Here is a 26,705-nt window from a genome sequence, read left to right as displayed (position 1 = left end):
GCATAAACCGTCCCAAAGGCGTGGTACACTGGCGCTTTTTCTACTCTGGTTGCTGTTTATGTCTACGCCCGCTTCATTATTTATTGTGCCCACGCCCATTGGCAATTTGCAGGACATCACTGCCCGTGCAATATCCGTGCTTGGTGAGGTGGATTGGATTGCTGCTGAGGATACCCGGCATACCCAGCGACTACTTCAACATTTGAGTATTACCACCCGCACCTTATCGTTGCACGAACATAATGAAGATAAGCGCACTGCCATGCTTTGTCAGCGCTTGCTGGCTGGCGAGTCTGTAGCGCTGGTCAGTGATGCCGGTACGCCGCTCATCAGTGACCCGGGCTTTGTGCTGGTGCGCGCGTGCCGTGAACAGGGTATTCCAGTGGTTGCCTTGCCGGGCCCTTGTGCCGCCATTACTGCTTTAAGTGGCGCCGGGCTGGCCACCGACCGGTTTATCTTTGAAGGTTTTTTGCCGGTAAAAGCGCAAGCCAAAACATCGGTACTGGAAACCTTGCTGGACCGCACCTGCACCAGTGTCTTTTACGAAGCGCCGCGGCGCATTGTCAGTACCATTGAGGCGATGGCCGCCACGCTGGGTAACGAGCGCCAGCTGGTACTGGCCAAAGAGTTGACCAAAGCCTTTGAAGCCTATGTGGCCGGTACCCCGGCTGACATCCTGGCCTGGCTGCAGGAAGACCCTGCTCGCCAGAAAGGGGAGTTTGTGCTGATGGTAGCCGGCGCGCCGGTTAAAAGCACCGAGCTGCCAGCGGAGGCGCTGAGCCTGCTACAGGCGCTAATGGCCGAACTGCCGCTGAAAAAAGCCGCCGCGGTGGTGGCCGCGCATTATCAACTGAAAAAGAATGCCTTGTATCAGGCCGGCTTAGCTTTGAGTGAGTAAACAGCCTTAACAAATTAACATCGCCGGTCCTGCTGGCCCGCGCTGATCTGATAAAAATAATCAGAACCGGCCAACCCTGCGTACCCATCCATACCGTTTCAAGCAGGAGAAGTGTATGACAACCCGGACACTCAAACTGGACATCCATGAGGGCACCTGGATGGTCAACGTGATAGACAAAAAAGATGACGATGGGGTGTATGAATTGCTGCACCCTAACAAAGAGACCCAAATCGAGGTCGATGATACCCGGATGCAGGGCTTTGAATACAACATCACAGCGCATGCCGGCACACCGTTTAAGCTGTTGTTAGATGATATGGTACTGGCCGAAGGCGAGGTCTCGGACTCCGGGGTTGCCCGGGGCAAAGGAGTGTTATAAACCGCCAGAGACAAAAAAGCCCGGTTAGTACCGGGCTTTTTTATGATTCATACTCAGGACAAGCGCCCTTTGAAGTCTTCATAGGTAAACTGGCGTACCAGCTCAAACTCACCGTTTTTACGCAAAATCCCAATGGCCGGATGCTCCACCCCGTTGAAAAAGGTGGTCTTGACCATGGTGTAATGCATCATGTCTTCAAATTGCAGCCGATCGCCAATCGCCAGCGGCTTATCAAACGAATAGGTGTCAATCACATCGCCAGCCAGACACGAATTGCCGCCTAACCGGTAGTTGTGGGCTTTATCCCCCGGGTGGCCCGCGTGGCGTACCGCCGGACGATAAGGCATCTCCAGCACGTCGGGCATATGCGCGGTGGCAGAAATATCCAAAATCGCGATATCCCCTTCGTTTTGCACAATATCCACCACCTCGGCAATTAACGGCCCGGTTTGCCAGGCTACTGCGGACCCTGGCTCCAGAATCACATCCAGATGCGGATAGCGCTGTTTGAAGCTTTTCAGAGTTTCAATCAGATGCTCAACGTCATAGCCTGCGCGGGTCATCAGATGTCCGCCGCCCAGGTTGAGCCATTTGAGCTGGCCCAGCCAGGGACCAAAACGCTCCTCAATCGCCCCTAAGGTACGCTCAGTGGCGTACGAGTCACATTCGCACAGATTGTGACAGTGAAACCCATCGATACCGCGTAAGTCCAGGCCATTGAGTTCGCTGGCCCGCACCCCTAAGCGTGATCCGGGCGCCGCCGGATCATACAACGGGGTGTCGGCTTCCTGATGTTCAGGGTTGATGCGCAAGCCCAGTGACACATCGGGCAGGGCATCTTTGTACTGCTGCCACTGATTGACACTGTTAAACGACAAATGATTGACCAGCGTGTTGAGCTGTTCAATGTCAGCTGCCTTGTAGGCCGGCGCATAGGCATGCACTTCTTTACCCATTTCGCTGGCTAGCCGCGCTTCCCACACCGAACTGGCGGTCGCCCCATACAGGTACGGCCGGATGATGTCGAAGCTGGACCACATCGAAAAGCCTTTTAAAGCCAAAATAATGCGTGCCCCGGATTCCTGCTGAACCCGTTGCATCAGCTCCAGGTTCTCAATCAGCCGGGTTTCTTCCAGCACATAGCAGGGCGAAGGTATGTCCGCCCGTTGGGTTAAATCAGTCAATGCCGGTCTCCTGCTTACTGGCTGAACGGGCTCTTATCACATTCCAGCACATGCCATGGCAAGCCGTGCTGATTCAGCTCTTCCATGAACGGGTCTGGGTCAAACTGTTCCATGTTCCATACGCCGGGTTTTTTCCAGGTGCCGTTTAGCATCAGCATGGCGCCGATCATTGCCGGTACACCGGTGGTGTATGATACTGCCTGCGCACCCACTTCTTCATTGGTTTTGGCATGGTCACAGTTGTTGTAGATAAAGATGGTTTTTTCTTTGCCATCCTTGATACCGGTGATGTAGGTACCGATACAGGTCATACCGGTATAGCCTTCTGCCAGCGAACCTGGATTTGGCAATACTGCTTTTAAAAACTCCAGCGGGACAATTTTCTGGCCTTGGAATTCCACCGGCTCGATGCTGGTCATGCCAACGCCTTCCAGTACTCGCAGGTGATTCAGGTAAGTTTCACCAAAGGTCATCCAGAAGCGCGCACGCTTGATGGTAGGAATGTGCTTAACAATGGATTCCAGCTCTTCGTGGTACATCAGGTACGAGGCACGCACGCCAATGTTCTGATAATCCAGATCTTCGCGCACACTCAGTGGATCGGTTTCTTTCCACTCGCCATTTTCATAAAACTTACCACGCTGGGTAATTTCACGAATGTTGATTTCCGGGTTGAAGTTGGTGGCAAACGCCTGGCCGTGATCGCCGCCGTTACAGTCAACGATATCCAGATAGTGGATTTCATCAAAATAGTGCTTGGCTGCATAGGCGGTAAATACGTTTGTCACACCCGGGTCAAAGCCGGAGCCCAGCAGGGCCATGATGCCGGCTTCCTGGAACTTATCCTGATACGCCCACTGCCACTTGTATTCAAACTTAGCTTCATCTTTAGGCTCGTAGTTGGCGGTATCCAGGTAGTCGGTTTTGGTGGCCAGACACGCATCCATGATTGGCAGATCCTGATAGGGCAGGGCCAGGTTGATCACCAAATCCGGCTTCACTTCATTGATCAGTGCTTCTACTTCGCTGGCATTATCTGCATCTAACGCAAATACTGCTTTGACGCGGTCCGCGCCTACTTCGTTCTGCAGCGCTTCACACTTAGACACAGTGCGGCTGGCCAGATAAATTTCATCAAATTTTTCTGGCAGACGTGCACATTTTTTCACAGTAACCGTAGAGACGCCGCCGGCGCCGATAATTAAAACCCGAGACATAAATTGATTCCCAAGACATTGAAATTTGCGCTGAATCCTAGCAGACATCATAGTTTTGGCAAGTAAAGAACATCGCCGGCAGGCGCTCGCCCGGGGTTGTGATGATATATCAAGGACAAATCAGCAGTGGAGAGAGCCGGTTAGCTACCTGTATCAGATAACTAACCGGCTCTTAAATCTTATTAACCATGTTGCAGCGGTGGTGAAATAACCACCCGGTGGCCCACAGTAAGATAAGGATAAATCAACAATGTTTCGTTGCCGGCGGGATCGGTTGCATTGATCGCGATGGCGTCGATTTGTTTGTGGTGATCAGTGTTGACTGTGGCGGCATACACCAGAATGCTGTAACTGTTGGTGTCTGTGGTGGTATCAATAATACGCCATTGCAACTGTTCGATCAGATAACTTTCATTTTTTTCCGATGAGGTGTCATCGGCAAACAGGCAGCCCACTTTGCCGTCTTCATAAATAGCAGCAAATGGATACATCGTCTGGCCGTGCGCCAGCATCAACTGGCACAGCGATAGCGCACGATCAACCAGCGTCTGTACTGGGGTGGACAGCTGCGTTGGACCATTAATCACAAGAATACCCTCCGGCATCAGCGTAGGCAGAACGCTGTGCTCACAGTAACACCGGTTTATGACCGGTTTTATCAAAATGGAATCAGACCTGCCTTGCATAGGTAAAAACGTAACACTGGCAGGGCAAGATCAATTTCGTGCACCCTGCAAACCGCCGGTATGTAAGGCCACTACCTGAGATCCAGCAGCAAAGGCTGACTGAGTAATTTTTTCACACAGCGCAAAAAACAGCTTGCCGGAGTAGACCGGCTCAACAGGAATCTGGCTATGTGCATTAAATGTTTGACAGAATTGACGTAATTGTGGGCTGGCTTTTGCGTAGCCGCCATGATGATACGCATGCTCAATGTGCCAGGATGGTGTTTGCGGGCCGGCCAGCTCGGTAACCAGTTGTTGCAAATAATCCCGGCCTTTTAATACAGCAATGCCTTGTACCTGGCAGCCGGCAGGAGCAGCCTTGGCCAGTCCGGCCAGGGTCGCCCCGCTGGCCACCGGGCACAGTAGATGCGTGATCCCGGCCGGCAATTCAGCCACCAGCTGCTGCATACCGGCTAATGCAGCCGGTGCACTACCGCCTTCCGGGATGATCAGCGCATCACCAAAACGAACCTGCAGCGCGGCCAGGTACGCAGGCTCATTGCGCTGGCGATACACCAGCTTATCGACAAATTCCAGCTCGCCGCCCCAGGCAGCAATGTCCTGCAGGGTGGGAGTCAGATGATGCTGATAGTGGCCACGAACAATGGCGGTAAAGCGGATCCTCAAACGCTGGCACACATAACCCAGTGCGTGTAAATGATTAGAATAGCCGCCACCAAAGCTGACAATATGCGTCGGCAGAGTCGGCAAAGCGCCCAACAAAGCACTTAACTTGCGCCATTTATTCCCCGATACCACCGGGTGCAACAAATCATCACGTTTAACATACACTTTAATATTAGCGGGATTGGGCCAGCCTAAATGCTGCAGGTCCAGAGGCTGCAACGGGCTGAAGTGCTGGATATCCAAACGGGCGGCCAGCGCAGCGGTTAAATCAGAGGTGTCCATGGTGGTTTTACAATCGTGTAATGAATGATCACAACCGGTAAGCAACTGGTATTGATCAGCATATAAATAAACCAGGATCTTATCATGCGACGTGTATGTTTTCTGCTGCTGACTTTACTTGCTGTGCCAGCCATGGCGATGACCGACGCGATCAAGTCGGCGTTGGATAATCCTCAGCAGGTGGGGCAGGGGCGTTTTTCTTACTATTTCTGGGATGTGTACGATGCCACTTTGTACGCCTCCAGCGGCCAATACAACAAATCTGAAAATTTTGCTCTGAAGCTGGACTACCTGCGCGATCTGGAAGGCAAAAAGATTGCCCGCCGCAGCATCAAAGAAATGAAAAAGCAGGGCGTGAAAGACAAAGCAAAGCTGGACCAGTGGACAAAAGATCTGGAGCGCATCTTTCCGGATGTAACGGAAGGCGATTCGTTAACCGGCATCGCGCACTACGGCCAGAAAGTGGAATTCTTTTTTAATGGCGAGCAAATTGGTCAAATCGATGATCCGGCATTTGTCAGTGCTTTTTTTGATATATGGCTAAGTGACGATACTTCCGAACCGGAGCTTCGCAAGCAATTATTAGGAAAAGACTAATGACAAAAACTTACGCATTACTTGGCGTTGCTGTTACCGGACTGGTGTTGTCGGGTTGTTCCGGCACCCCCGATGGCGAAGATTACACGTCCGTTCAGCCGGATCTAAATATTCAGGAATTTTTTAACGGCAATGTCAAAGCCTGGGGCATTGCTCAGGATCGCTTTGGCGAAGTGGTGCAGCGATTCATCGTGACCATCGACGGACGCATGGAAGGTGACACACTGGTGATGGACGAAACGTTTACTTATGGTGTGGGAGAGGGCCCCACCCAGCGTACCTGGCGCATCACTCCCGATGGGCAAGGCCGTTTTATTGGCCGTGCCGGAGATGTGGATGGCCCGGCTACCGGTATCAGTCACGGCAATGCCTTTAATTTCTCATACGCCATGGATTTGCCGGTGGGCGATACCACCTACAGCGTGAAGTTTGACGATTGGTTTTTTGCATTTGATGATAGCACGTTGATGAACCGCTCCTATATCACCAAATTTGGCGTGCGCGTGGCAGAAGTAACCATTTTTATGCAGCGCCAGTAGCTTTTTTTAGGATGCGCCAGCGGCTTTTTATACAGCGCCAGAGGCCTTTTTTGACGCGCTTGTTGCCTGGGCGGGATCCGATTCAGCCGGTCTGGCAAAAGTCAGCGTAACACCCAGCCCTGATCCGCTTAATAGCGGGTCAGCCACATAATAGATGGCTGCTTCGTGTAACTCTACTACGGCTTTTACCATCGATAAGCCTAAGCCATTACCCTGAGTGGTGCGGCTAGCCTGAGCGCGGTAAAAACGCCGATCGAGTTTCTCATAATGACTGGTAGCCAGCCCCGGGCCGTTATCATTGACACTGACCACATAGCGATTGCCATAGGGCCTGGCTTCCACTTTGATGGTGGCACCCTGACCGGCATATTTAACAGCATTGTCTACCAGATTAGCCATGGTCTGAAACAGCAGATTATTGTCACCGCGCATCGGCATGGGCTCAATTACTGCTTGCAACTGCATCTGTTTTTCTTCGATATAAGGGTCATACAAATCCACCACATCGCGCACCACATCGCCCAAGTCAAAATCCATAAAGCCCTGGCGCTGGCGCTTACTTTCGATATCGGCAATTCGTAGCAGACCGCTAAACATGCCCAGCAAGTTGTCGGCTTCAGCCTGAGCCTGTTGACGCAATTCACTGGGGGGCATTTCGTCCAGTCGCGAACGCAGCCGGGATAAGGGAGTGCGTAGATCGTGGGCGATATTATCGGTGACCGATTTTATGTTCTGAACCGAGGTTTCGATTTTATCGAGCATGCGGTTAAGTACCACCGCCAGCTTGCTTAAATCGTCCCAGTTGCTATCGATATCCAGCCGCTCAGTCAGATTACCGGTTTGCATAATCGAATCGGCGGTGGCTGACATGCGATTGATACGGTTCACCACATACATGGCCACGCCGAAGCTAAGCCCTGAGATACAGCCTAAGATGGCAATGAACACCCAGCTAAGCGAACGGCTCAAGGTTTGGGCACTATATAATTCATCAATATTACGGGCCACCGTCACTGTAGTGCCATCGGCCAGCACCTGGCGGCGGACCAGAATCACTTTTTCCGTGGCCGGGATATCATTGGCGGTCATGGCAAAGTCGACGGTATAAATATCGTTTTGCGCGGATAAGGCCAGGTTGGCCAGGGCCAGGCTGTTGCCGGCAATAAACTGGCCGTCGGGGGCGGTGATCGCTACCCAGCTCAGCAAAGCTTGTTGCAGATTGTCCTCGGTCAGGGCGACCAGACCGGAGGCGCCCTGTGCCTGATACACTTTTTCATATGCCCATAATTGCGCCCGCGCAGCATTGCGCGCTTCTTCAATCAGCACATCTTTGTTGGTCACCCCCCACAGATAAATAATAAACGCCATAGCGGCGCCAGAAAGCAGGGTGAATAAAACCCCCACCCGAAAGCTGGAGCTTCGGGTGAAGGTGCGAATAGCGATCACGAGGTATGTTCAGCGATCCGATAGCCGGTGCCGCGAACTGTTTCAATCAGCGGTACATGAAAGGTTTTATCAATTTTTTGCCGCAGTCGGCTGATGTGTACATCAATCACGTTGGTTTGCGGGTCAAAATGGTAATTCCAAACATGTTCAAGCAACATGCTGCGGGTCACCACTTTGCCGCGATTGCGCATCAGGCATTCCAGCAGCTGAAATTCTTTGGCCTGCAAATCAATCTCAGTGTCACCCCGGGTGACTTTTCGATTAAGCAGATCCAGCGTCAAGTCGCCCACTTTGAGCGATGTGGTGGTATCCGCCTGACGCCCAACCAGCCCTTCTACCCGGGCCAACAGCTCTTCAACCGCGAATGGCTTGGTCAGATAATCATTGGCACCGGTCCGTAGGCCCTGTACTTTGTCTTCCACCTGGCTTTTGGCACTGAGCAACAGCACCGGGGTGCTGATATTTTCTTCGCGCAGGGATTTCAGCACGCTGATACCGTCTTGCCCGGGCAGCATGATATCCAGAATAATAATGTCAAAATCGTCCGAGCGGGCTGCCTGCAAGCCATCATTGCCGTTATCTTTGGTGGTGCACTCGTGCCCGGCTGAGGTCAGGCCTTTTTTGACATGTTCAGCAACGGTATTGTCATCTTCAATAATTAACGCTTTCATGATTCGAGATTCTTCTGTCAATCCACTGTCCGTTTTTTTTGTATCTAACCTTTTGTGATACATCAAAGCGGATGTAAACCGATCACTCAACTGACAAAATGGCGGGTTTTTGCCTGTACAACCAATCAGCCGTTGAAAGACAAGCGGGCATCGGCCGAATAGGGAGTGAAATTGGGCACGTCGCCGCGGGCAGTGATGGCCTGAATTTGCTGCCAGTATTCCGCGGTCATCAGGTCGCCATGCAGCTCTTTAAGCAGCGCCTTAAGATTTTTTTTGCCTACAATAAAATGCTCAAACTGCTCGGGGAACACATCGTTGGGGCCCACCGAGAGGGTGTCGATGGCGTAAGGATCATCATTGCGAGGCAGCGTTCGAAAGGTGCGATCTTTCATCAGGCAGATTTCATCATAATCATAAAAAATGACCCGGCCTAAGCGGGTGATACCAAAATTCTTGTGCAGCATGTCGCCCGGGAAAATATTGGCCAGTGCAATTTGCTTGATGCACAAGCCCAGTTCGTTGATGGCGTGGCGGATTTTCACCGGATCGGTTTCGTGTTCCAGGTACAGATTCAGCGGCGTCATCTTTCGCTCAATGTACAGATGTTTGATGATCAGCTCCTCGCCGCAGATTTCCACGCTGGAGGCACAGGTGGCTTGCAACTCATCCAGCAGATCCGGGGCGATGCGGTTAAGTGGAAAGCGAAAATTAACGTACTCGTGGGTATCGGCCATGCGGCCTACCCGATCAGATAGTTTGACCAGTTTGTAGCATTCTTTTACCTGCTCCCGCGTAATTTTTTTGCTCTCGGCAAATTCATCCCGAATAATTTTGAACACCACGCCATAAGAGGGCAGGTGAAACACCATCATGACCAGCCCGCGCACCCCCGGAGCCCGGCAAAAATGGTCGTCACTGCGTTCCAGATGCTGTAAAAAGTTGCGGTAAAACACAGTCTTGCCGTGCTTAAAATGGCCCAGTGCCATGTATAGCTCAAAATGCTTTTTGTGCGGCAGCAGTTCTTGTAAAAAAGCGGCCACCTCCGCCGGATACTGGGTGTCAGCCATAAAGTAGCTGCGGGCAAAACCAAAAATAACACTCAGGTCGCGTCGTTCGGTGAGCAATGCATCTACATACAGGGTCTGGTCGGGGCGGGTGTGCAAGGCTATCACGAACGGTAACGTTTCGTCCGGCATGCATATACGGCCGACCACGTAAGCCGCTTTGGAGCGGTAAAAAACCGGTTTTAGCATCTCCACCGCGGTGACGCTGGCCAGCTGAGACGGCGTCAGGCGGGCGCGCAGCGCTGCATCTAACCCCGCCATGTCACGTGCTTTATCCTCAAAGGCAATGGCAAAACGGTACACTTTAAAAATAGCTTCATACATGTTCGCCACTGTAGTGCTTGGATCAAAGCTGTTGATGACTTTATGGCGGTCGCGGCCGGGTAAAAAGCAGCGGCTAGGCAGCATGAACATCACCTCGTCATCGATTTTTCGGTGCCGAAACAACCGGCCGATGACCGAATTATAAAAGGTTTCGGCCAGTTCAAATTGGGGGTGGCCTTCGAGCATGCGCCCATAGGCTTGCTTCATGGTGTGCCAGAACGCATCGTTGGTCTGGTGGACCGCCACATCTTGATAAATGTCTGCCACCGCATCCGCCAGGCTTTGCTCATAGATGGTGATGCGCTCTCGCGAAGCTGACTGAGTCGCTGTCCACTGGCCTTTTTCAAAGCGTTCCTGGGCGCCGCGGGTGATGCGGGTAAACCAGCGATAGCTTTGGTCAAAATGCTGAATGATGCGATAGGCGATTTTGGCTGGCGTGTTGCGCATAGGTTGAAGCATAAGATCGTGCCGTAATGTGAGTTTCACCAGGCAGGCGGCTAAAAAGTGTTGCATTTTTAGCAGCCTGCAGTAAGTTAAGCAGTACAAATATCAGACAGGCCGGTTACGCCCTGTACTGGTTATACCACAGGGAAGCGGGACAGAGAAAACCGTGAATTTTAGAATTTTAGTCTGCGATGATTCGGCCATCGCGCGTAAAATGGTGATCCGGTCATTACCTGCAGGGTTACCGGCACAGGTGGAACAGGCCACCGACGGTGCCCATGCCCTGGCGCTACTTAACAGCCAGCATTTTGATTTACTGTTGTTGGATCTGACCATGCCGCAACTAGACGGGCTGGGAGTGTTGGCTGCGCTGAAACAAGCGTTGCACGAAGTGTTTGTATTGGTGGTATCGGGTGATGTACAGCCACAGATGCAGGCACGCCTGCGCCAGTACAATACCTTAGGCTTTTTGCCTAAGCCAGTGTGCGCCGATCGCTTGCAGCGCACACTGACCCAGTTTGGGCTCTACTAAGGGTAGGCCCGGTTCACCACTAATAAACTAATTTGTGGGCATCAGATAAATTTCGCGGATCGAATTTCGCTGGTGCGCATCGACCGCAAATGCCACAGCCTCTGCCACATCTTCCGGCTGTAATTTATCGTCTTTGGCTTCATCAAAAAACGGGGTATTCACGACCCCAGGGCAAATTGTTGTACAACGACCATTCCACTCTTTCATTTCTTCCGCCAGGTTGTTTCCAAATCCATATGCAAACCATTTGCTTGCACCATAAATTGAGCCTTTGATTGCGCGCCGGCCGGCTGCTGAGCTGGTTAAGATAAAGTGCCCTTGCGTTTTACGCAGGTGGGGCAGGGTCAGCTTGGCGGTCCACAATAAAGCCTTTACATTGATATCTATAAGCGCATCCCACTCATCCGGATCGCCATTTTCTGTGCCCGGCGTGGATAAGCCGATCCCGGCATTGGCAAACACCACGTCCAACTGGCCATAATGCGCCACGGTTTGCTCAACCACTTGCTTTTGGGCATCAAACGAGGTGGCATCGGCCGCGAACGCGACGGCATTGTCTTTACCCAGCTCCTCTACCAGAGCATTAAGCTTATCTTCAGAGCGTGCAGTCAGGGCCACTTTATGGCCGGCTTTGACCAGTGCCTGAGCGGTGGCTTTGCCGATGCCGCTGGAGGCGCCGGTAATCAAAATATGTTTGCTGTTTGACATGATGTTCTCCGTGGTAACGTCTATCCCTTTTCGCAGCAACACGCCAGACAGATCAGTTTTTATCACCACAGCATGACAAAACCGTGACGGCTGCGTGACACAAAAATGACCAGGGCGGATTTGTGTTGGATAGCATAAGAAGCGGTGAAGCGAAGGTGGAGAAGCTTTTTACCAAAGAGCCCGAGAAGCCCGGGCAATTACAGCCGGCGGCGTTTAAACCAATAGGTCAGCCCGGTGATAGGCAAGAGCAATAGCACCAGCCCGGCCAGCGTATTGAGCAGCAAAAAGGGCGTGCCGCCTACAGCAGAAGCATGCAGCGGATACAAGGTATGCGACAACTGGTTGCCGATGGCGGTGCGACGGACATCTTTGCGCTCAGCCAGCTGGCCAGTTTGTTTATCAAAGCCGATATAATTACGGCCATTAGGATGCCACTCACTGTTGTGTTTGAGGCGCAAACGGTGACTGTCCAGATAGACCAGGCGGACCTGCGCATCATCCATCAAGTCGGTGGCTAATGTGACGCGCTGCTCCCAGGTTTGGGCAACCGGTAAGGGGTGAGGGAGCGCTGGCTGGCTATGCGAAGCTGGCCACAATGCAATGAGAGCCTGATTGACCGGGGCAAAGTAAATTACCGCTGTACCGGTGATAACAATCAGCAGTAGCGGTAGTGCGCTCAAGATGCCGCTGACCTTGTGTAGCTGACTTAACGTTTGCAGCCCTTTGCGCGAGCGCAATGAATACCAGCGGATACTGAACTGGCGGCGCGACAGACGATGCTTTGGCCACCAGCGAATAATACCTGTCACTAGCAACAACACTGTTGCCAGGCCTAGCCAGCCTTGTACCGACTTGCCGGTTTTTCCCAGCATCAAATGGTGATGCAAACCGACCACCCAGCTTAACGTGTCCTCCAGCGGACGGCGGGTTAACAGCAAGCTGTCGGCATCAAAATAGCGATGCACGCCGTGCTTATCTACCACCTCCAGATAAGGAGCTTCAGCGCTAGGTAGATACGCATAGCCGGCCTGCAGTGCAGCCGGCAGGGCATCGAGCTGTCGGCCAGCCTGCTGCTGGCTCATTGGCGTATCCTGCTGAAGTTGCGGATACTGCCATTGCAGCCAGGCTGATTTGTAGTAAAGCAGCAACCCGGTGCCCGACATCAACAGCACCCACAGGCTTAAGGCCAGCCCAAGCCAGCGGTGCAGGGCCTGATTGACACGATTTAGCGCAGGCGGCATCCGGCTACCAACCGTATTGCCAGTTAACGCTTAACGTGCGGCCGCGGCCGGTAAAATTACGGGAGTCCGGACCAACAGTCTGGGCATAGTAGGTGAAGTAATATTCATCCAGCAGATTTTCGATGCCCAGGGTGAATGAGCCGGCGCGGGCGGTCTCCAGAGTTGCACTGGCGTTCACTGTCGAGTAGCCGTCGAAGGCATTTAAAGGTTGGCCAGCCGGGGCATCCCGGTCAAACAGATGGCTCCATTGCACCGACGACACCAGGGTGTCTGACCAGCTTTGTTGCCAGCCAAGATTGAGCCGCCGGGGCGCGATGTTGCGGCCGGACAAATCCGCATCAACCCGGCCATCACTGTCACTGTCAAACTGGCCGTTGGTATCGGCGTAGCTGGCAGACAGCTGAGTGTCCGCGCTTAGCATATAACTGGCTTCGGCTTCCCAACCAGAAATTTCCGTTCGCTCGCGCTGTACGCTAAAGATCCCATCATCATCCGTCTGCAGGCGCTCACCCTGATCAGAATCTGAGGTAAAATAGCTAAGGGTCAGGCTCAACGCATCCGCCTGGTATTCCACGCCGACTTCCTGATTATCAGCCAGCACAGGCTGCAGATCTAAAAATGTGTCTACCTGTAGCCCGGGCTGATTGATACCACGCAGAACACGGCCCACATCCGGCATGCTAAAGCCTTCAGCATAGCTGGCATACACTCGCCAGTGTTCGCTTGCCTGGTATACCGCACCAATATTAGTCAGCGCTTCATTGAACGACGGTGAACCGCCCTCAACCCGGGTACGATCATAAGCAGCCAAAGTGGTAAAGCTATCCACATTCAGACGACCATATTCGTAACGCAAACCGGCGCTTAAATTCAGATTTCCCAGCTGATAGCGGGCCTGGACATACGGAGCCCAGTTGGAAAATTCGGTGCGTGGTACCCATTTGCGCCCGGTCTGGGCCAGTTCCTGAAAGGTGGTGTCGTGTAAATAATCCAGTCCAGTGGTTACATCCAACGGCGTGTTGGCAATATTCTGCCAGTGCAGGGTTAACCGTGAGCCGTATTTTTGCGAATCATTGCGTGACTGGTCAAAAAGATTGTTGCCCAGCTCGGGATCCTGAAAAACCCCATAGCGGCCACCGCCATAGAGCGCCGAAAAATCCTGGAAAAACAGTTGCCAGGTTACATCTGCGTCCAACAAATTGGCATGTTGGTAGGTCAGGCTGGCGGTGGTGACTTCATTGGTAGGACTGTCGCCTTCCTGGGCCCCGGACACAGAAACCGTTGCCTCACCGGTTTCGCGATTACCACCGACCGCGCCATAATCGCCCTGACCGGCTAGATCAAACCGATTAAACATAACAGAAACAGATTGCCGGGCATCGATGTCATAGCCCAGTTTGGCAAATACGTCATAGCTGGCAGAGTCCATGGTGTCGCCCTGCACAGTATCTACGCCCACTAACTGGCCACGGCCGTCGACATACATGCCGGTTTGCTTGGCCTGAATGCCAAGCACTGCTCGCCAGTTTTCATCGGTGTGTCGATACAGGTAACCAGACTGATAGCTCAGCGAGTCCGAAATCTGTTCCGGCGCCATGCTCACCCCGGCATTGATTTGATGAGTCGGACCCTCGTCGGCGCGCTTGGTCACAATGTTGATGATGCCGCCGCTGGCACCCATGCCCTGAATGGCGCTGGCACCGTGGATCACTTCTACTCGCTCAATCATAAAAGGGTCGATGGTGAAGGCCGCCCGGGACCCGTTACGCAAAGGGTTGGATTGCGGAACGCCATCAATCAAATACAAAGGATTACGCCCCCGCAACGTTTCCCCGGCACTGGTGAGCTTTTGGCGGGACGGCGAAAATGCCGGCACCTGACTGCCAAGAATATCGGAAAGTGATTGCGCCACGCTGAGCTGCTGGCGAATTTCATCACCGGTAATTACCGTGACCGTAGCAGGTATAGCACTTTGCGGTACTTTGGTGCGTGTAGCGGTGACTTCGATGACATCATCAATGGTCGACGATGCCATTACACCTGTCGAACAGACGACAGAAAAAGCGATAGGAAGCAGACGAAAGGTCATAACAAGACAACATTGTTTGAGTTATATGGTAATGATAATGATTATCAGTTGTCATATCAACGAAAAATGATGTCTGCCAGCTATTCGCAGCAGGTGCAACAAACGGGTATGATGCGCGCTTCGTTTTAGCGTTGAGAATAATTATGTCATTTCCCCCTTGCCCGCAGTGTCAGTCGGAATATGTGTATGCCGACCAAAGCCTGTTGCTTTGCCCCGAATGTGGTTATGAATGGAGTCCGGAAGAGCAGGCACTGGCTGAGACCATCACCGTCAAAGATGCTAACGGCACAGTGCTTAGCGAGGGCGATAAAATCACCCTGGCCAAAGACATCAAGGTCAAAGGCAGCTCGTTAATTTTAAAGATTGGGACTAAAGCGCTGATCCGGCGTATCAGCGAAGGCAAAGACCATCAGTTGGATTGTAAAGTTGAGGGTGCCGGCGACATGATTGTCACCGCCCAATTTGTGAAAAAAGCCTGATTACCCAAAAGGGTATTTCTATCAGTTTGCTTTTGATTAGTTAGTTGCAGTTAAAAAAAGAATGCTGCCTAAATATTATTTTTATATTTAAGCAATAATTATAGTCGGTAAAAACGCATTTATTAAAATCAGGCTAAATCTGTGTGATTTTGAAGCTCAGGGAATTATCGCTGCGTAACGCACCATTAAGCACTGCAGTTTGTATCTATTCCCCAACCTCGAGAAGAAAGGGTTTGATTATGAAAAATCAATAATAGGCGCGGTTGTTGGCGCAGCATGTTTGATGAGCGCACAGGTATTCGCCGCTCCCATTATGGGCGGCCAAACCAATGTGGAAGTAACGGCGCCACTGGCTGATTTAGGTATTACGCCGGCTCTGCTTAGCGGCGATTTGGTATCAGCTGATCCACTTACGTTGGGATTTGGTGTAACCGGTGGCGAGCTGGACTTTTCTACGCTGGCCGGCACCATCGAACATGAAGGCGCCAGCATCAGCCTGACCGGTGACCTGGGTACCGCCGATGAAAGTGACGACGTTACTGTGGTACTCAGCGACTTTTTAATTGATACCACCAACGCTATCCTGTCTGCCGATGTCAATGGCGGCGGTATGGTCGACCTGTTCAGCCTGGATTTTTTGGCCTGGATGCAGCAGCCATCACCGACTTGTCTGACCCGCAAATCTCACTGACCTTTTTAGATGCCGCCAGTGATCTGCTGGAGCAAAGCTTTCAGTTAACCGACGGTGCCTTAGATGGGGCGCAATTTGGTTTGGCAGCCACCGCACCAATGCCAGCCGATGTGTCAGAACCGGCCACCCTGGGTGCCTCTGCCGGCTTAATTGGCCTGCTGATGTATAGACGTCGGGTAAAATAATCTTTATATAGAAAAGCCGGTAAATTAAACATGATTCACCGGCTTTTTTGTGTCTTCCAAGCGCAAATTGAATTTCGATATTTTATTTTCGATCTACATATCCAACTTTTTTGAGTGTAATGAAAAACAAATAAAAATCATGCTTGAGATACGCATCAACATATGATGTTGCGGACAGTTTACTGTTTGGGTTTCACAGGTATTACCCTGTTCATCAACATTCAACCCGTGCTCCGCTACAGTTAATTTTTCAGAAACGTAGGTCGCATCACACTGTTTGCAATAAGCTGTTCCTTTACCTTGTTTAACTAATTCCAACGCAAGATTTTCAAAATAATTGAAGATATTGGTAAATGCAGTATATTCGAGCTGGTCGTCCCGCTTTTCAATGTAGTCGAATAAATAGGCTTCATCGCAGGGAGGATTTGTACGTGAGGCGGCTTTGTGTTGCGCAAGAGGCAATACTTCCGCCGCGGAAAACATAAATACTGCTGACGTGGGTGCTTTGTTATCCCGTAGCCCGTAATAGGCCAGGTTGTGTCCGCACTGGCCGATATTGGCAAATTTTGTTTGCTTTTCTCTGGCCAGTTGTACCGCCTTGTCCCGCTCTTCTTTCTTACACTGGGCAAAATAAGCGTCATCCAGCTTGGGAATTACCAAAGGTTCGTTGTTTCTTAGCAGCGGGCGGTAATCGCCGTTGCCCAGAACGACCAACACAAACAAGGGCCACAACCCGGCATAGGTCAGGCTGTGCCACAACATAGTGCGTGCATCATAAGCTTTATCGAGCTTATGACGAGTATGCGCCCAGCCAAGTAGCAGCAGGCCAGAAAACATCATACCAACTGCCAAATAACCAACTATCCATGTCAGCATCGCTATCCTTAAATGTGCAAAGGCGAATACGCCACTGTAAAGCCATTGACTGCTTGCGACAACGGATATCGACCTGATCACTCATAAAGGGGGGGGGAGTCTGACAGAATGTTGCCACATTCTGATGCCAGACTTTGTGTATTTGCATGGACCGGGACGATTCGCGTCAGGCTTTGGTCATTATTGGCCCGTGCGGGTGGTAAAAAATAATGTCACTTTTTACCCGATAGTTGGTTGACATATAGACGTCTATACGGCAGATTGAAGTCATGACTATGATGATTCGTACCACCGGCATGCTTATGATTACCACCTCAATGAGGGGGGTCGCTGGTTAGTGCACGAAAGTCACAAATACCAAAAACCCGCCCTTCACAAGGCGGGTTTTTTTTTACCTTCAGGGCAACGTCTGGCGGCGACAGGCACGACAAAAGGAGCAACAAATGAAAGTGTTAAAGTTTGGGGGATCATCACTGGCCGATGCGCAGCGGTATTTGCGGGTGGCCGAGATTAGTTTGTCCACCCACCAGACCGATGGCGCTGCTGTGGTGCTCTCGGCGCCCAAAGGGGTTACCAATGCACTCTCTTTGTTATGTGAACAGGCAGCAGCCGATGAAGATTTTGTGCCGCTGTTTGATAAGCTCAACGCACTGGTTAGTGGCATCGCGGCCGACTTGCAGCAAACGCTGGATGGCTTTGATTATGACCAGGTCATCACTTTTATCAATCAGCAACTAACCCAGCTTAAAAAACAACTCGACGGCATTCGCTTGCTCGGCTGCAGTCCCGAATCCACTGCCGCGGGAATTTTAAGTATCGGTGAGTACATCAGCGTAACCCTGTTCAGCGCAATCCTGCGTGCGCATCAACAGGCCAATCAGGTACTCGACCCGGTGGACTATATTCAGGCTCAGGGCGATTATTTAGACAGCATCGCCGATGTGGCTATCAGTAAAGCGCGCTTTAGCGATGTGTCCCGTGACGGCAAGGTGTTATTAGTCATGCCCGGCTTTGTGGCCGCCAATGAGCAGGGTAAAAAAGTCACCCTGGGGCGCAACGGCTCAGATTATTCCGCGGCGATATTAGCCGCCTGTCTGGATGCCACAGCCTGTGAAATCTGGACCGATGTGGACGGAGTGTACAACGCCGATCCGAATCAGGTGGAAGAGGCGGTGCTGCTGGATAAGCTGACCTACCAGGAAGCCATGGAGTTGTCCTATTTTGGCGCCAAGGTCCTGCACCCTAAAACCATCGGTCCCATCGCTCAGCATCATATTCCCTGTCGCATTCGCAACACCCTTAACCCCAGCGCCCCCGGCACCCTGATTTCCAATGAAGCCAGTGAAACCTGGACATCGGTCAAAGGGATCTCGCAACTGGATGCTATTGCCATGTTTAACGTGGCCGGGCCGGGGTTAAAAGGCATGGTGGGCATGGCCAGCCGGGTGTTTGAGGTGATGTCCAACGCCAATATTTCTATTAGCCTGATCACGCAATCAAGCTCAGAATACAGCATCAGCTTTTGTATTCAGGACAAAGATACTGACAAAGCCCAGGCACTGTTAGAAGATGCCTTTGCCCTGGAGCTGCAAAATCAGTTGCTGGACCCCATCGAAGTACGCCGCAATCTGGCCATTGTGACCCTGGTGGGCGATGGTATGCGCCATACCAAAGGCCTGGCAGCCCGTTTTTTTAATGCGCTGGCACAGGCGCGGGTGAACAATATCGCCATCGCCCAGGGCTCATCCGAGCGCTCCATCTCCACCGTGATTGAGGCCGAGCGCGCCAAAAAAGCCGTGCGGGTGATTCATCAAAACTTTTTTTCCAACCGCCATAACATCGATGTGTTTTTAGTTGGCTGCGGCAATGTGGGTACCGAGTTACTGAGCCAGGTTGCCCGCCAACAACCGGCATTGTTAAAGCGCAATGTGCAGCTGCGGGTATTTGGTATCGCCAATAGCCGTAAGTTGCTGTTGGATGCCCAAGGCATTGATATTGCTGGTGACTGGCCGGCAGCGTTACTGCAAACCGATGAAAGTTTCAGCATCGCCCGGCTGCGCGAGTTTGTAAATGCCAATAGCCTGGTCAACCCGGTGATTGTGGATTGCACCAGCCATGCCGGCATCGCCAGCCAGTATGTGGAAATGATGGAGCAGGGCTTTCATGTGGTCACACCCAATAAAAAAGCCAACACCGACACGCTGGCCTATTATCGTAAGCTGCGCCGCACAGCGCTCAATACCAATCGCCAGTATTTGTATGAAACCACGGTGGGTGCTGGTTTGCCGGTGATTGATAATCTGCAAAAACTGTTCAGTGCCGGTGATGTGCTGCACCGGTTTGAAGGTATTTTATCCGGCAGCCTGTCGTATGTGTTTGGTAAGCTCGAAGAGGGCATGTCATTGTCACAGGCCACGCAGTCGGCGCGCGAAAACGGCTATACTGAACCTGATCCCCGGGATGATCTAAGCGGCATGGATGTGGCGCGCAAATTGTTGATCATGGCCCGCGAGGCGGATTTGGAGCTGGAGTTAAGTGATATTGAGATAGAACCTATCTTACCGCCGGGCTTCGCCGAAGACGCGTCGGTGGATGAGTTTATGGCGCAACTACCAGAACTGGATGCTGCCTTTGATCAAAAAGTGGCCGAGGCCCGTGACACCAATAAAGTGTTGCGCTTTATTGGCATCATTGAGCAGGATAAGTGTAAAGTGAGCATTGAGGCGGTTAGCCAGGATCATCCGCTGGCGGCGGTTAAAGACGGCGAAAATGCCCTGGCCATCAGCAGTGATTATTATCAGCCTATTCCGTATGTGATCCGCGGCTATGGCGCCGGCGGCACGGTTACCGCTGCGGGAGTGTTTGCCGACATTCTGCGCACCATGCCGTGGAAACAGCACAATTTATAAGGACACCAAAGATGACAAAGCCAGCTTCGCAAACCATTGCCAGTGCTCCGGCCTCCATCGGCAATATCAGCCTGGGGTATGATGTGCTGGGCGCCGCCCTGGCCCCGTTGGATGGCAGCCCGTTAGGCGATCGGGTGAGCGTTGAGCAGGCAGATAATTTCAGCCTGACCCTCAGCGGCCCTTTTGCCCACAAATTGCCAGCCGATACCCGCGATAATATTGTGTCCCACTGCTACGAACACTTTCTTGAAGCCTGTGTGAAGTTCGGGCATGAAACCCACCATGTGGCCATGAATCTGGAAAAAAATCTGCCCATCGGCAGCGGCCTGGGCTCCAGTGCCAGCTCCATTGCTGCTGCGCTGGTGGCCCTTAACGAGCACTTTGGTCAGCCTTTTGATGATAATGCCTTGTTATTGATGATGGGTGAGATGGAAGGCCAGATCAGCGGGGCTATTCATTATGACAATGTGGCGCCCAGTTTTTTAGGCGGCATGGCATTGATGACCGGCCAGACGCGCCCGGTGAGTGTGTCTCTGCCGGTGCCGGACAGTTGGTACTGGGTGGTCTGCTATTCTGGCGCAACGGTGTCGACCTCAGCCGCGCGAGAGATCCTGCCTACCCAGGTGCCCATGAGTACGGCCCTGGCATTTGGCCGCCAATTGGGTGTGTTTGTGCATGCTCTGCATGCCAAAGATGATGCCCTGGCCGCCAGCGTGATGCACGATGTGATTGCCGAACCATTTCGCCAGACTCTGTTGCCCGGGTTTACCCAGGCCAAGGCGCACTGCCTGGCCAATGGTGCGAAGGCTTTTGGCATTTCCGGCTCCGGGCCTACCGTCTTCGCGGTATGTCAGGGGCTGGCTGAGGCCGAAGCATTGCAGCAGTGGCTGGATACTCACTACAAACAAAATGAAGATGGTTTCAGCCATGTCTGCCGCATTGCCACCCAAGGCGCGCAGGTAGGCTAAGACCACAGAAAAAAGGGATACCACGTGCAATTAGAAAACTTAAAAGATTCGCAGGATACTGTGACATTTTGCCAGGCGGTGATGCGCGGGCTGGGCCGCCAGCAAGGCTTGTATTTTCCGTCTTCGTTGCCGCAGCTGTCGGATATCGACAGCCTGCTGGCGCAGCCGCTGGTGCCCCGCAGTATTGCTATTTTGCGTGCCCTGCTGGGTGATGAGCTGGGCGAGGGCGTGTTGGAGCAGGTGGTGGAAGAAGCATTTACTTTTGCTGCTCCGGTCACCCAGGTGACCGACAAGGTCTACACTCTGGAGCTGTTTCATGGCCCAACACTGGCCTTTAAGGATTTTGGCGGCCGCTTTATGGCCCAGTGCCTGGCTCATATTGCTAAAGACCAGCCGGTAACTATTTTAACCGCTACCTCTGGCGATACCGGAGCGGCGGTAGCACGCGCGTTTCATGGGCTCGACAATATCAATGTAGTGATCCTCTTTCCCAAGGGCAAAATCAGCCCGTTGCAGGAAAAACTGTTTTCGACCCTGGATGGCAATATTCACACTGTAGCGGTAGACGGCGACTTTGATGCCTGCCAGCAACTGGTTAAAGATGCCTTTAACGATACTGAGCTGCGCGAGAAGTTGCATTTAAACTCGGCCAACTCCATTAACATCAGCCGCTTGCTGGCTCAGGTTTGTTATTACTTTGAAGCCGTGGCTCAATTGGCTCCTGAACAACGGGAGCAGTTGGTGGTCAGTGTGCCCAGCGGCAACTTTGGTAATCTCACTGCCGGCCTGATTGCCAAAGCGATGGGCCTGCCCATCAAACGCTTTATCGCCGCCACCAATCTAAATGACACCGTACCGCGCTATCTGAAAACCGGTGAATGGGCGCCTGAACCGACCAAGGCGACCATGTCCAATGCCATGGATGTTAGCCAGCCCAACAACTGGCCGCGGATTGAGGCGCTGGTTGAACGCGGATTTATCGATAAGACTGCGCTACGTGGTGAGTCGGTGGACGAGCAATACACCCAGATGGCCATGCGCCAGCTGGCCAACCAAGGCTATACCAGCGAGCCGCATGCAGCCATCGCATATCGCGCGGTGAGTCACGATCTGAACGATGGGGAAACCGGCCTGTTTTTAGGCACTGCCCACCCGGCCAAATTTCGCGAAACGGTAGAAAATGTGCTGGGCCAGCCCATCAGCCTGCCTAAAGCTTTAGCCGATGTGGCCACCGAAGACAGCCTGGCGGTGGACTTGCCCGCCGACTATGCCGCCCTCAAAGCGCATATGTATGACGTGCTGCAGGAGAAAGTGTGAACTGGCAGCAGGCACTAGGCCCGGAGAAGGACAAGCCTTACTTCGAGGCTTTGATCAAGCAGGTGGACGCACAACGTCTAAGCGGTAAATCCATTTATCCGCCTCGTGAGCAGGTGTTTGAAGCGTTAAAACTCACCCCGCTGGAACAGGTTAAGGTGGTGATCCTGGGCCAGGATCCGTACCACGGTCCGGGCCAGGCCCACGGATTATGTTTTTCTGTGCAAGCCGGCGTCAAACCGCCGCCCTCGCTGATGAATATGTATAAAGAGCTGGCGCAGGATATCAGCAACTTTGATATTCCTGAGCACGGCAATCTTACCAGCTGGGCCGAGCAGGGAGTGTTGTTGCTAAACACCGTACTGACAGTGGAAAAGGGTAAGGCCCATAGCCATGCCAAATGGGGCTGGGAAACTTTCACCGATGCCGTAATCGAGGCGGTCAACCAGCATCAGGAAGGGGTGGTATTTTTGTTATGGGGCAGCCATGCACAAAAAAAGGGCCGCCACATTGATACGACCCGGCATCATGTGCTTAATGCACCACACCCCTCACCGTTGTCGGCCTACCGCGGCTTTTTTGGCTGTGGCCATTTTAGCCAGGCCAATGAATTGCTCGAGCAACAAGGCAAGGCGCCGGTCAACTGGCAGGTATAGCAGGCAGACTGTATCCTTGTTCGAGCCAGACACTGCGGCGGTGATAATTGCTGTTATTCATTCTCCAACAATTTCCGTCAACCCGGCGCAGGTCGGGGTCTCCTTGGGCACGTTACCTTGCAAGTAAAACCACCCGCAAAGGAAGTAGTGGGAGATCGCGGCTTTCGCCGCGATGACTTTACTTCCCGTCTTCCCGAAAGGCCTATCTGGCCGTATAACCAAAAAATGTAGCGTACAAACAAAAACGGCCACCTTAATTAAGGTGGCCGTAGTATCTGTTATCGCTCCATGGTTTCCAGCTCGTATTCAAAACCGGCGTCGATTTCGGCCAGTTCCTTTTCGAGGCGGAATCTATCCTGTAGTGCTTCTATTTCTCTCCACTTACGCTTTTTGCTTTTGGTTTTGGCTGGCGTTGCTTCGATATCTAACATGGCGAATAGATCTGACTTATCCACGAGCATCTCCTTTTTATTACCACTAACAACAGTGACAGAGTGAGTCTGCATTCCCTCTGGTCAATTTTGTATCACAGCTGCGGCAAAAATAAAATATTAAAGTTTACCTTTTGTTAACAAGCTGTGACATCTTAATGACATACATAAAGTGTCAGGCAGGAGAACCTGTGGGGGGGGGGCTGGCGACGAGCGATGCCCGCCGCCGGGGCTTGCACTATTCGGGCGCGTTTCTGCCCTTAAAGCGAGCAATCAATTGAGCGGTTGAGGCATCAAAACTGGCCGTGTCGGCCTGCCCATGAATACCATCAAGTACTTGATTACCCAATACTTTACCCAGTTCTACACCCCATTGATCAAATGAATTGACCTGCCAGATGGCACCCTGCACAAACACTTTGTGTTCATACATTGCAACCAGTGCGCCAAGGGTGAAGGGGTCTAGCTGATCGAACAACAAGGTATTGCTGGGCTTATTACCCGGCATGGTCTTGTGCTGGGCCAGAGCCTCGCGTTCTGTCTCGGGCAGATCCTGACCAGCCAGATCGGCATAGCATTCATCAAAGGTTTTGCCCTGCATCAGAGCCTGGGTCTGACCAAAGCAGTTCGATGCCAGCATCGCATGATGAGTGTGATTTTGATTAGGAACTTTAAGCGGCAATAAAAAGTCCGCCGGGATCAGGGTGGTACCCTGGTGGATCAGCTGGTGAAAACTGTGCTGGCCATTGGTGCCTTCGCTGCCCCAGATAACCGGACCGGTGGCATAATCCACCACATCACCCGCCTGCGTGACCTGTTTACCATTGCTTTCCATATCCAACTGCTGTACATACGCCGGGAAACCGCGCAGATAATGATAGTAGGGCAGCAATACATGGGACTGCGCACCACAAAAATTACGATACCACACACCTAACAAGCCTAGCAGCATCGGCAGGTTTTCCTGCGCCGGGGCTTCGCGAAAGTGGGTGTCCATGGCAAAAGCGCCTTCGAGCATGGCTTCAAAGTGGTTGAAGCCCAACGCCAGGCAAATAGGCAGGCCAATGGCTGACCACAGGGAATAACGGCCGCCGACCCAGTCCCACATAGGGAAGATATTTTCTTCGGCAATGCCAAAGTCAGTAGCCGCGTGTACGTTTGATGATACCGCTACAAAATGTTTAGCAATATCCTGCTGGTTGCCGCCGCGACCTAAAAACCACTGTTTGGCGGTCACCGTGTTTTGCAGGGTTTCCTGGGTGGAGAACGACTTAGATGACATCACCACCAGGGTTTCTTCATGGTCCAGTTCGCTCAACACATCATGAATGTGTGAACCATCCACATTGGCCACAAAGTGCACCTTCAGGGCTTGATTGCGATACGGGCGCAGTGCCTCTGTCATGATCTTAGGGCCTAAAAAAGACCCGCCGATGCCAATCGCTACCACATGACGGATGGGCTTGCCGGTATAGCCGGTATGTGCACCGCTGTGCACAGCGTCGGTGAACTGGCGCATCTTATCCAGGGTGGCGCGTACTTCTGGCATCACATCTTCGCCATCCACCAGCACCGCTTCATCGCTACGGTTGCGTAATGCAGTATGCAATACCGCACGGCCTTCAGTAGCATTGATGGGGCTGCCGTTGAACATCTTATCGCGCTGGCCAGCCACATCCTGGGCTTCAGCCAGGTCAAACAGCCCTTTCAGCACCTCGTCGGTTACCCGGTTTTTTGAATAATCCAGAAAAATGCCACAGGCCTGCGCCTGCATCCGGTCGGCGCGTGTCGCGTCCTGGGCAAACCAGTCGCGCATATGTGCTTGTTCAAGGGATTTGGCTAATGATGACAAATGTTGCCACTCGGGCTTACTGGTTAAGGTGCTCATAAACAGTTCCTGTATCTCGATAGATAAAAACAAAAAAGGTTATACCCGTGGAGTATAACCTTTTTAAGCAATCAAATTTTGTGCAAATGTGGCAGCTTACGCTTCAAGCTTAGCCTGTAACATATCTTCCAGCTTTTTCTGGTCAGCAGCAAAATTACGAATGCCTTCAGCCAGTTTTTCTGTTGCCATCGGATCTTCGTTCATCATCCATCGAAACTCGATTTCAGTCAGCGGGTCACCCGGGGTTTTGGTGGCTTCTTTTGTATTAAGCTGACGTGGCAACTCATCTGTCTGGTTGGCCAGCTCTTCAAGCAGCGCTGGGCTTATGGTTAAGCGGTCGCAACCGGCCAGCGCCTGAATCTCACCAATATTACGGAAGCTGGCACCCATTACGATAGTGCTGTAGCCGTGGTCTTTATAAAAATTGTAGATTTCAGTGACCGACTGCACGCCTGGATCTTCCATGGCGCTGTATTCTTTTTGTTCGGTATTGGCTTTGTACCAATCCAGAATACGGCCCACAAAGGGTGAAATCAAAAACACGCCGGCTTCGGCACAGGCGCGCGCCTGGGCAAAGCTGAACAGCAGAGTCAGGTTACAGTTGATACCTTTTTGCTCTAACTGCTGAGCCGCGCGGATCCCTTCCCAGGTGGAGGCGATTTTGATCAGGATGCGTGATTTGTCGATACCTTCATCGCTGTACAGCTCAATCAGGCGCTCGGCCTTTTTGATGGTGGCTTCGGTATCAAATGATAAACGCGCATCCACCTCCGTAGAGATGCGGCCCGGCACCGTTTCTGAAATCTCTTTACCAATCAGTACAGCCAATTTGTCCGCAGCGTCCACCAGTTGCTGATCATAGTCTTTTGACTGTAGCTTGGCCCAGGCCACCGCATCTTCAATCAGTTCCTGATAGTGGGGCAGGCTGGCGGCTTTGAGCAGTAGCGACGGATTGGTGGTAGCATCTTCCGGCTGGTATTTTTTGATTGCTTCAATGTCGCCGGTATCAGCAACCACTGTGGTCATATCGCGTAAGGCTTGTAACTGATTACTCATAATACTCTCTGTATTTATCCATCAATAAGGCATAGGCAGTGCCGGGTTCGGCCCGCCTGAAAATCTGGGGTCACCATAGGGTCAGGTGCCTGGCTTGTTAGGTATGGCCGCAATGTCCATCCAGATCGCCAACATGAGGCTTTTTTAATCATGGGTCCAGGCCGAATCCCTATAAGCTATTCACATTGGGTCGCCAGGCGAATGATTCAACCAGTTTACCTGATTAAACCGATATATTTATTCGACTTTATCAGCCTGCGTAAGGCCAGTACACTAGCGACC

At 52.2% G+C, this 26,705-nt stretch carries 26 protein-coding genes; 12 read left to right on the top strand and 14 right to left on the bottom strand.

Annotation, left to right across the window (positions count from 1 at the left end; all coding sequences use genetic code 11):
• Nucleotides 1-58: 58 nt before the first annotated feature.
• On the top strand, nucleotides 59-898 hold the full coding sequence (gene rsmI, locus ACTUJZ_RS11870; protein WP_463636529.1) for a 16S rRNA (cytidine(1402)-2'-O)-methyltransferase: 840 nt from the start codon (nucleotides 59-61) through the stop codon (nucleotides 896-898).
• 115 nt (nucleotides 899-1,013) lie between these two features.
• Nucleotides 1,014-1,280: a hypothetical protein gene (locus ACTUJZ_RS11865; protein ID WP_463636528.1), complete on the top strand. Its 267-nt coding sequence runs from the start codon at nucleotides 1,014-1,016 to the stop codon at nucleotides 1,278-1,280.
• 53 nt (nucleotides 1,281-1,333) lie between these two features.
• Here the strand turns inward: ACTUJZ_RS11865 and nspC are convergent, their stop codons facing one another.
• The 4 genes from nspC to ACTUJZ_RS11845 form a co-directional block, all read right to left on the bottom strand.
• Nucleotides 1,334-2,464, bottom strand: a complete 1,131-nt coding sequence (nspC, locus tag ACTUJZ_RS11860) for a carboxynorspermidine decarboxylase (RefSeq protein ID WP_463636527.1) — start codon at nucleotides 2,462-2,464, stop codon at nucleotides 1,334-1,336.
• A gap of 14 nt (nucleotides 2,465-2,478) precedes the next feature.
• Nucleotides 2,479-3,681 (bottom strand): saccharopine dehydrogenase family protein, encoded by a 1,203-nt coding sequence (locus ACTUJZ_RS11855; RefSeq protein ID WP_463636526.1) that lies wholly within the window; start codon nucleotides 3,679-3,681, stop codon nucleotides 2,479-2,481.
• A 182-nt stretch (nucleotides 3,682-3,863) separates the two neighbouring features.
• Nucleotides 3,864-4,268, bottom strand: coding sequence for a hypothetical protein (locus ACTUJZ_RS11850; RefSeq protein ID WP_463636525.1), 405 nt, complete (start codon nucleotides 4,266-4,268; stop codon nucleotides 3,864-3,866).
• A gap of 129 nt (nucleotides 4,269-4,397) precedes the next feature.
• Nucleotides 4,398-5,315 (bottom strand): 1-aminocyclopropane-1-carboxylate deaminase/D-cysteine desulfhydrase, encoded by a 918-nt coding sequence (locus tag ACTUJZ_RS11845; protein ID WP_463636524.1) that lies wholly within the window; start codon nucleotides 5,313-5,315, stop codon nucleotides 4,398-4,400.
• Nucleotides 5,316-5,399: 84 nt separating this feature from the next.
• Between ACTUJZ_RS11845 and ACTUJZ_RS11840 the strand changes: the two genes are divergently transcribed.
• The gene (locus tag ACTUJZ_RS11840) at nucleotides 5,400-5,912 is read left to right on the top strand and encodes a chalcone isomerase family protein (RefSeq protein WP_463636523.1); all 513 of its coding nucleotides are present in this window, start codon (nucleotides 5,400-5,402) and stop codon (nucleotides 5,910-5,912) included.
• Complete coding sequence (locus ACTUJZ_RS11835; protein ID WP_463636522.1) at nucleotides 5,912-6,451, top strand: DUF3833 family protein; 540 nt, start codon at nucleotides 5,912-5,914, stop codon at nucleotides 6,449-6,451. Before ACTUJZ_RS11840 ends, ACTUJZ_RS11835 begins: the two co-directional genes overlap by 1 nt.
• A 27-nt stretch (nucleotides 6,452-6,478) precedes the next feature.
• Here the strand turns inward: ACTUJZ_RS11835 and ACTUJZ_RS11830 are convergent, their stop codons facing one another.
• From ACTUJZ_RS11830 to aceK, 3 genes are all read right to left on the bottom strand, one after another.
• Complete coding sequence (locus tag ACTUJZ_RS11830; RefSeq protein ID WP_463636521.1) at nucleotides 6,479-7,819, bottom strand: sensor histidine kinase; 1,341 nt, start codon at nucleotides 7,817-7,819, stop codon at nucleotides 6,479-6,481.
• 74 nt (nucleotides 7,820-7,893) lie between these two features.
• Nucleotides 7,894-8,568, bottom strand: coding sequence for a response regulator transcription factor (locus ACTUJZ_RS11825; protein ID WP_463636520.1), 675 nt, complete (start codon nucleotides 8,566-8,568; stop codon nucleotides 7,894-7,896).
• Nucleotides 8,569-8,693: 125 nt separating this feature from the next.
• On the bottom strand, nucleotides 8,694-10,415 hold the full coding sequence (gene aceK, locus ACTUJZ_RS11820; RefSeq protein WP_463636519.1) for a bifunctional isocitrate dehydrogenase kinase/phosphatase: 1,722 nt from the start codon (nucleotides 10,413-10,415) through the stop codon (nucleotides 8,694-8,696).
• A gap of 151 nt (nucleotides 10,416-10,566) precedes the next feature.
• Between aceK and ACTUJZ_RS11815 the strand changes: the two genes are divergently transcribed.
• Nucleotides 10,567-10,932, top strand: a complete 366-nt coding sequence (locus ACTUJZ_RS11815; protein WP_463636518.1) for a response regulator — start codon at nucleotides 10,567-10,569, stop codon at nucleotides 10,930-10,932.
• A gap of 27 nt (nucleotides 10,933-10,959) precedes the next feature.
• Here ACTUJZ_RS11815 and ACTUJZ_RS11810 read toward each other — a convergent pair whose 3' ends face one another.
• The 3 genes from ACTUJZ_RS11810 to ACTUJZ_RS11800 form a co-directional block, all read right to left on the bottom strand.
• Entirely contained in the window at nucleotides 10,960-11,640 is a 681-nt protein-coding gene (locus tag ACTUJZ_RS11810; protein WP_463636517.1) for an SDR family oxidoreductase, read from the bottom strand.
• A 197-nt stretch (nucleotides 11,641-11,837) separates the two neighbouring features.
• Nucleotides 11,838-12,881, bottom strand: a complete 1,044-nt coding sequence (locus ACTUJZ_RS11805) for a PepSY-associated TM helix domain-containing protein (protein WP_463636516.1) — start codon at nucleotides 12,879-12,881, stop codon at nucleotides 11,838-11,840.
• A gap of 4 nt (nucleotides 12,882-12,885) precedes the next feature.
• On the bottom strand, nucleotides 12,886-14,916 hold the full coding sequence (locus ACTUJZ_RS11800) for a TonB-dependent receptor (RefSeq protein ID WP_463636515.1): 2,031 nt from the start codon (nucleotides 14,914-14,916) through the stop codon (nucleotides 12,886-12,888).
• Between the two features lie 197 nt (nucleotides 14,917-15,113).
• Between ACTUJZ_RS11800 and ACTUJZ_RS11795 the strand changes: the two genes are divergently transcribed.
• The 3 genes from ACTUJZ_RS11795 to ACTUJZ_RS11785 all read left to right on the top strand — a co-directional run bounded on the left by ACTUJZ_RS11795 (nucleotide 15,114) and on the right by ACTUJZ_RS11785 (nucleotide 16,325).
• Entirely contained in the window at nucleotides 15,114-15,449 is a 336-nt protein-coding gene (locus ACTUJZ_RS11795) for a zinc ribbon domain-containing protein YjdM (RefSeq protein WP_463636514.1), read from the top strand.
• Nucleotides 15,450-15,732: 283 nt separating this feature from the next.
• Nucleotides 15,733-16,140, top strand: a complete 408-nt coding sequence (locus ACTUJZ_RS11790) for a hypothetical protein (RefSeq protein ID WP_463636513.1) — start codon at nucleotides 15,733-15,735, stop codon at nucleotides 16,138-16,140.
• Nucleotides 16,116-16,325: a hypothetical protein gene (locus tag ACTUJZ_RS11785; protein WP_463636512.1), complete on the top strand. Its 210-nt coding sequence runs from the start codon at nucleotides 16,116-16,118 to the stop codon at nucleotides 16,323-16,325. Before ACTUJZ_RS11790 ends, ACTUJZ_RS11785 begins: the two co-directional genes overlap by 25 nt.
• Before the next feature lie 93 nt (nucleotides 16,326-16,418).
• Here the strand turns inward: ACTUJZ_RS11785 and ACTUJZ_RS11780 are convergent, their stop codons facing one another.
• On the bottom strand, nucleotides 16,419-17,201 hold the full coding sequence (locus ACTUJZ_RS11780) for a hypothetical protein (RefSeq protein ID WP_463636511.1): 783 nt from the start codon (nucleotides 17,199-17,201) through the stop codon (nucleotides 16,419-16,421).
• Nucleotides 17,202-17,644: 443 nt separating this feature from the next.
• Here ACTUJZ_RS11780 and thrA point away from each other — a divergent pair, with 443 nt between their 5' ends.
• The 4 genes from thrA to ung are packed head-to-tail and all read left to right on the top strand — an operon-like array spanning nucleotide 17,645 to nucleotide 23,048.
• Entirely contained in the window at nucleotides 17,645-20,110 is a 2,466-nt protein-coding gene (gene thrA, locus ACTUJZ_RS11775) for a bifunctional aspartate kinase/homoserine dehydrogenase I (RefSeq protein ID WP_463636510.1), read from the top strand.
• Nucleotides 20,111-20,121: 11 nt separating this feature from the next.
• A complete protein-coding gene (gene thrB / locus ACTUJZ_RS11770) occupies nucleotides 20,122-21,078 on the top strand; it encodes a homoserine kinase (RefSeq protein ID WP_463636509.1) in 957 nt (318 codons plus the stop codon).
• A gap of 24 nt (nucleotides 21,079-21,102) precedes the next feature.
• Nucleotides 21,103-22,395, top strand: coding sequence for a threonine synthase (gene thrC, locus ACTUJZ_RS11765; RefSeq protein ID WP_463636508.1), 1,293 nt, complete (start codon nucleotides 21,103-21,105; stop codon nucleotides 22,393-22,395).
• The gene (ung, locus tag ACTUJZ_RS11760) at nucleotides 22,392-23,048 is read left to right on the top strand and encodes a uracil-DNA glycosylase (protein WP_463636507.1); all 657 of its coding nucleotides are present in this window, start codon (nucleotides 22,392-22,394) and stop codon (nucleotides 23,046-23,048) included. Before thrC ends, ung begins: the two co-directional genes overlap by 4 nt.
• Before the next feature lie 278 nt (nucleotides 23,049-23,326).
• Here the strand turns inward: ung and ACTUJZ_RS11755 are convergent, their stop codons facing one another.
• The 3 genes from ACTUJZ_RS11755 to tal form a co-directional block, all read right to left on the bottom strand.
• Nucleotides 23,327-23,503 carry a DUF3545 family protein gene (locus ACTUJZ_RS11755; protein ID WP_463636506.1) on the bottom strand — a complete coding sequence of 59 codons (177 nt, stop codon included), beginning with the start codon at nucleotides 23,501-23,503 and terminating at the stop codon, nucleotides 23,327-23,329.
• 214 nt (nucleotides 23,504-23,717) lie between these two features.
• Complete coding sequence (gene pgi, locus ACTUJZ_RS11750; protein ID WP_463636505.1) at nucleotides 23,718-25,367, bottom strand: glucose-6-phosphate isomerase; 1,650 nt, start codon at nucleotides 25,365-25,367, stop codon at nucleotides 23,718-23,720.
• Between the two features lie 96 nt (nucleotides 25,368-25,463).
• Nucleotides 25,464-26,423, bottom strand: coding sequence for a transaldolase (gene tal, locus ACTUJZ_RS11745; RefSeq protein WP_463636504.1), 960 nt, complete (start codon nucleotides 26,421-26,423; stop codon nucleotides 25,464-25,466).
• Nucleotides 26,424-26,705 lie beyond the last annotated feature (282 nt).

The organism is Alteromonas sp. WD8-37, assembly GCF_055326825.1.
This window is presented reverse-complemented; position numbering and strand designations above follow the sequence as displayed.